The 5,043-nt window shown below is 64.9% G+C and carries 5 protein-coding genes; all 5 read left to right on the top strand.

Features of this window, described 5'->3' with window-relative positions; translation table 11 throughout:
- The first annotated feature begins 3 nt into the window (after nucleotides 1–3).
- On the top strand, nucleotides 4–987 hold the full coding sequence (locus tag EN884_RS08390; protein WP_024501884.1) for an ABC transporter permease: 984 nt from the start codon (nucleotides 4–6) through the stop codon (nucleotides 985–987).
- Entirely contained in the window at nucleotides 987–1,982 is a 996-nt protein-coding gene (locus EN884_RS08385) for an ABC transporter permease (protein WP_063169855.1), read from the top strand. The genes EN884_RS08390 and EN884_RS08385 overlap by 1 nt, the downstream gene beginning before the upstream one ends.
- A 14-nt stretch (nucleotides 1,983–1,996) precedes the next feature.
- Nucleotides 1,997–2,935, top strand: a complete 939-nt coding sequence (locus EN884_RS08380) for a sugar ABC transporter substrate-binding protein (protein WP_013528163.1) — start codon at nucleotides 1,997–1,999, stop codon at nucleotides 2,933–2,935.
- Nucleotides 2,936–3,176: 241 nt separating this feature from the next.
- Nucleotides 3,177–4,349, top strand: coding sequence for an FMNH2-dependent alkanesulfonate monooxygenase (gene ssuD, locus EN884_RS08375; protein WP_063169856.1), 1,173 nt, complete (start codon nucleotides 3,177–3,179; stop codon nucleotides 4,347–4,349).
- Nucleotides 4,346–5,043 (top strand): FAD/NAD(P)-binding protein (locus EN884_RS39425; RefSeq protein ID WP_245491912.1); only part of this gene is annotated, 698 nt, incomplete at its 3' end. The genes ssuD and EN884_RS39425, both read left to right, overlap by 4 nt.

The raw sequence follows: 5,043 nt of genomic DNA, 5'->3' as shown, positions 1-5,043 counted from the left end.
GCCATGGAGATCGGTGGCGTGAACCGCAACGACCGCTTTACGCGTGGCAGCAGGCTTGTCGATGTCCTGTCGAAGGCGGGGCTCGCCTTCGCCATCGTCGCCGTGATGCTCTACGGCTCCCTCGTCAGCCCCGCCTTCTTCACGTCAGGCAATTTGCTCAACGTCCTGACCTCGATGTCTATCGTTGGCATCGTCGTCGTCGGCATGACCTTCGTGCTCGTGGTCGGCGGCCTGGCCGACCTGTCGGTGCCGGCCACCATCGCCTGCGGCGCCATCCTGTCGCTCGGGCTGCAGCCGATGATCGGGCCGCTGCCGGCGTTCCTGCTGGCGGTGGGTCTCGCGGGCCTCATAGGCCTGCTCAACGGGGGCCTGGTCGGATATGTCGGCATCAATCCCATCATTGCCACGCTCGGCGTTGGCACGATCGGACTGGGCATCGTCCAGGCGGCTGTCGGCGGGGTCATCGTCTATGGCAGCAATCCCGCCTCAGCCGAATTCGCCAAGGGCCGGCTGTTCGGCATTCCGGTCGTGGTGTTGATCTTCCTGGTCATCGCCCTTGTCGGCCATTTCGTCCTGTCCCGCTCCTTCTGGGGCAGATGGACGCTCGCCACCGGCGGCAATTACAGCGCCGCCGAGGCTAGTGCGGTTCCGGTGCGGGCCGTGAAGGCTGGCGCCTTCGTGATCACCGCACTGGCTTCCGGCATCAGCGGCGGCTTGCTCGGGCTGACGCTGCAGAGCGCGCGGCCGCTCATCGGCGGCGGCTACGAATTCAGCGCCATCACGGCGGTGGTGGTCGGCGGCGTGTCGATCGTCGGCGGCTTCGGATCGGTGCCGCGGGCCATTGCCGGCCTCATCTTCGTGCAACTGCTGACCAACGTCATGGTGCTCGACGGTGTGCGCACGCCAATCCAGGGTTTCGTGCTCGGCATCCTGATCGTCGGTGCCGTCGGCATGGATGCGGCGCTGCGCAAGCGGGGCGTGGCGTGATGCGTTTTCTTTCGCTTGTCTCGCAGCATCGCGTCGTCATCATTCTCGGCCTGACGCTCGTCATTTCCGCGCTGTTGGTCCCCGGCTACCTCTCGGCATCGACGCTCGGCCTCGGTCTCGACCGGGCGGCGACGATCGGCCTGATCGCGGTCGGCCTGACGGTGCTTTTGATATCGGGCCAGATCGACCTCTCCGGTGGCGCCGTGTTTGCCCTGGCCGGCATCGTATCGGTCATCCTGCAGCGAGAGATCGGCATCCTGCCTGCCGCGATCGCCGGCATCCTGGTCGGTACCCTGGCAGGCGCCATCAACGGCATGCTGGTCGTCGGCCTGAAGGTGAATTCGCTCGTGCTGACGCTCGCGACGATGCTGATCTTCCGCTCACTCGCGCACTGGATCACCAACAGCCAGCCGGTGACCGGAACCGACATCATGCTCTCCCTGGCGCTGGCCAAGATCTATCTCGATGTCTTCACCCTCCGCAGCGTGCTGTTCATCGCCCTGATCGTGCTGCTGCATTTCTGGCTGACGCGCACCATACCTGGGCGCAACGTCTTTGCGGTGGGGTCCAACCCGGCGGCTGCCAAGGAAAGCGGTATCGCCTCGGACCGTATCGTCTTTCTCGGCTTTGTCTTTGCCGGCACGCTTGCCGGCCTGGCGGGGGTTCTCCAGAGCCTCGTCACCAACACCGGCTCGCCTGTCTTCGGCTCGGAACTGACGGTCGCCGTCATTGCCGCGGTCGTTGTCGGCGGGACTCGTCTCGAAGGCGGCAAGGGATCCGCGCTCGGCACGCTCGGCGGCGTGCTGACGATCGGCTCGCTGACCATCGCGATGGAGTTCCAGTCCGTTCCCGCATACGTCCAGCAGGTCGTGTCCGGGCTTATCCTGATCCTGCTCGTCGTGCTCGATCGGGCCGTTACCACCAAGGGGAGGGCTCCGGGCACGCGCCCGGCGCTCGTTCGCGACAATCCAATCACTCAAGGAGGAACCACATGATTGGGAGGAAACGCATGATTGGCAAGAAAAGCATGCTTCACGTCGCCGCCATGGCGGCTGTGCTGGCATCGACGGGCTGGGCCAGCGCCAAGACGGTCTGCTACGTGACGGCAGCGGATTCGCATGCCTACGCGACGCCGGCCAACAAGGCGCTTCAGGCGCGCGCTGCGGAACTCGGCATCGAGATCCTGAGCCTCAGCCAGGATTTTGATGTCCAGAAAGGCACCGAGCAGCTCAACACCTGCGTTGCGCGCAAGGTCGATGGCATCATCCTGTGGCCGCTCGACCCGCAGGCATACATACCGGGGCTGGCGCGCGCGCAGCAGGCGAACATTCCGGCGATCCTCATCAATTCGCCGATGAGCGACGATGCCAAGCCGTTCATCAAGTCGTTCACCGGGCCTGATGTCTATGAGGAAGGCAAGCTGGCGGCGGACTCGCTGAGCAAGGCGCTGGGCGGCAAGGGCTCCGTCGTCATCATCGCCGGCCAGGCCGGCAACGGCACCACGATCGGCCGCGTCAGCGGATTTACCGACCGTCTCAAGGAAACCAATGCCGAGATCAACGTGCTCGACACGGTCAACGCCGACTTCGACCAGCAAAAGGCGCTGGTGGTGAGCCGCGATCTGATCACACGCTTCGGCGACCAGATCAGCGGTGTCTACGCCAATGACGACACGATGGCCCGCGGCTTCATCGACGCATGGAAAGAGGCGAACCCCTCCAAGGCCGCACCGCCGATCGTCGGCATCAATGGCCAGAAGGATGCGTTCGAATCGATCCGCACCAATGAGATGTACTCGACCATCGTCCAGTCGCCCGTCGAGGATGGCCGCCTGGCGATCAACACGATGGCCGAGATCATCGAGGGCAAGGAGGTCAAGGACCGGCTGCCGATCCCGCTGACAGTCGTCACCAAGGACAACGTCAACGCGGTCGAACCAGCGTTCTGATGCAGGAAGGCCGGCCCGCTGCACTCGGGTCGGCCTCGCCGCCGATTTCTTGGGGAGAGAAATTCTAATAGCGGCAACGGAATTGGAATAAACTAACTCTACAGAGTTTGTGGAATAAGCAATCTGCACTGGCGATCTGGTTTCCACCCGGACAGGACCACGCCATGCCTACCTTTTTGCGCTCGCCGTCAACCAAAGCAGGCATCTCCGGCCGCCTCCGTCAGGCGACGGGAGACAGGCCATGAGCAAGCACATTCCAGACCGTATCAAGGTGCTCTGGTTTCTGCCGACGCATGGCGACAGCCGCTATCTCGGCACGGCCGAGGGCGGCAGATCGGTCGATCTGCCCTATCTGACGCAAGTGGCGAAGGCGGCCGACACGCTCGGCTACTATGGCGTGCTGTTGCCGACCGGCCGCTCGTGCGAGGATTCCTGGGTGATCGCATCGGCTCTTGTGCCGATGACCGAACGCTTGCGTTTCCTTGTCGCTGTGCGGCCCGGTTTGCAGTCGCCGACGCTGGCCGCGCGCATGACTGCGACGCTGGACCGCATCTCCAATGGCCGCCTGCTGATCAACGTCGTCACCGGCGGCGATCCGCTGGAGAACAAGGGCGACGGCATTTTCCTGTCGCATGCCGAACGCTATGAGGTGACGCAGGAGTTCCTGCGCATATACAAGCGGGTGCTGAGCGGCGAGACGGTCGAGCATGACGGCAAGCATTTCCACATCGAGGACGGAAGGCTGCTGTTTCCGCCGGTGCAGACGCCTTACCCGCCGCTGTATTTCGGCGGTTCGTCCGATGCCGGGTCGACGGTGGCGGCGCAGGAGATCGACAAGTATTTGACCTGGGGCGAGCCGCCCGCCGATGTCGAGCGCAAGCTGGACAGCGTGCGTGAACTGGCGCAGAAGGCCGGCCGCAAGCTCTCTTTCGGCATTAGGCTGCATGTCATCGCCCGCGAAACCACCGAGGAGGCCTGGGCCGCTGCCGACAGGCTGATCAGCCGCCTCGACGACACGACGATCGCCTCGGCCCAAAAAGTCTTTGCGCGCATGGATTCGGTCGGGCAGGCGCGGATGAGCGCATTGCATGGCGGCGATCGTGCCAAGCTCGAGATCGCGCCCAATTTGTGGGCCGGCGTCGGCCTGGTGCGCGGCGGTGCCGGTACTGCCCTTGTCGGCGACCCCGACACGATCGCCGAGCGCATCGACGAGTACCGGCGCCTCGGCATCGATACCTTCATCCTGTCCGGCTATCCGCATCTGGAAGAAGCCTATCGCTTCGGCGAACTGGTGCTGCCGAAACTGCCGACCGACCATCCGGTAAAAGCCGCCGGCTCGTCCGTCAACACCGGTCCGTTCGGCGAGACCATCGCCGGCGACCACCGGCCGAAATCGCTCGCCAGCGCCTCGTGAACGCGCTCCCTCCGGCCCGCCGGTTGCGCGTCGCCATCCTTGGCGGCGGCTTTTCCGGCGCGGCGGTGGCCTGGCATCTGGCGCGGGCACCTCAATCGGAGCGCCTGTCGATTTCCGTCATCGAGCCGCGACCAGCGCTCGGCGGCGGCCTGGCCTATTCCAGCGAGGAACCGTCGCACCGGGTCAATGTCCCCGCAGTCAGGATGAGCATGGCTCCCGATGATCCGCAGCATTTTGCACGCTGGTTGGCTGGCAGCGGAGAACTCGAACACGACCCGGATGCCATCTGGAAGAACGGCGACGCTTTTCCGCGCCGTCGCGTATTCGGCCGCTACGTCGCCGAGCATCTGGCGCCGTATCTCGGTTCCGGCCTTGTCCATCATGTCGAAGGTTCCGCCACACGCGTGACACGCGATGCCAGTGGCGCGGGCTGGACCGTGCACACCTCTGCCGGACCGGTCGTCGCCGATATCCTCGTCCTGGCAGCGACGCATCCGCGGCCCGGAATTCCCAACGCGCTGGCCTCGCTGACGGAAGCGCCAGGTTTCGTCGCCGATCCGTACTCTTCCGCCGCGCTTTCAGGGATCGGGCCGGAGGCGTCGGTGCTGATCGTCGGCTCCGGGTTGACCTCGGCCGACATGGTCGCCGAACTTGACCGCCGTGGCCATCGCGGCCGTATCCTCGCGCTGTCGCG

Origin of the sequence: Mesorhizobium sp. M7A.F.Ca.AU.001.01.1.1 (genome assembly GCF_004022735.1) — a bacterium.
Classification (GTDB): domain Bacteria; phylum Pseudomonadota; class Alphaproteobacteria; order Rhizobiales; family Rhizobiaceae; genus Mesorhizobium; species Mesorhizobium ciceri.
The sequence above is the reverse complement of the archived record's forward strand: the minus strand, read 5'-3'. Positions and strand labels throughout refer to the sequence as shown.

Coding starts and splice junctions, on each gene's coding strand:
- EN884_RS08390 (WP_024501884.1), top strand. CDS start 4: ATGGAGATCGGTGGCGTGAACCGCAACGACCGCTTTACGCGTGGCAGC.
- EN884_RS08385 (WP_063169855.1), top strand. CDS start 987: ATGCGTTTTCTTTCGCTTGTCTCGCAGCATCGCGTCGTCATCATTCTC.
- EN884_RS08380 (WP_013528163.1), top strand. CDS start 1,997: ATGATTGGCAAGAAAAGCATGCTTCACGTCGCCGCCATGGCGGCTGTG.
- ssuD (WP_063169856.1), top strand. CDS start 3,177: ATGAGCAAGCACATTCCAGACCGTATCAAGGTGCTCTGGTTTCTGCCG.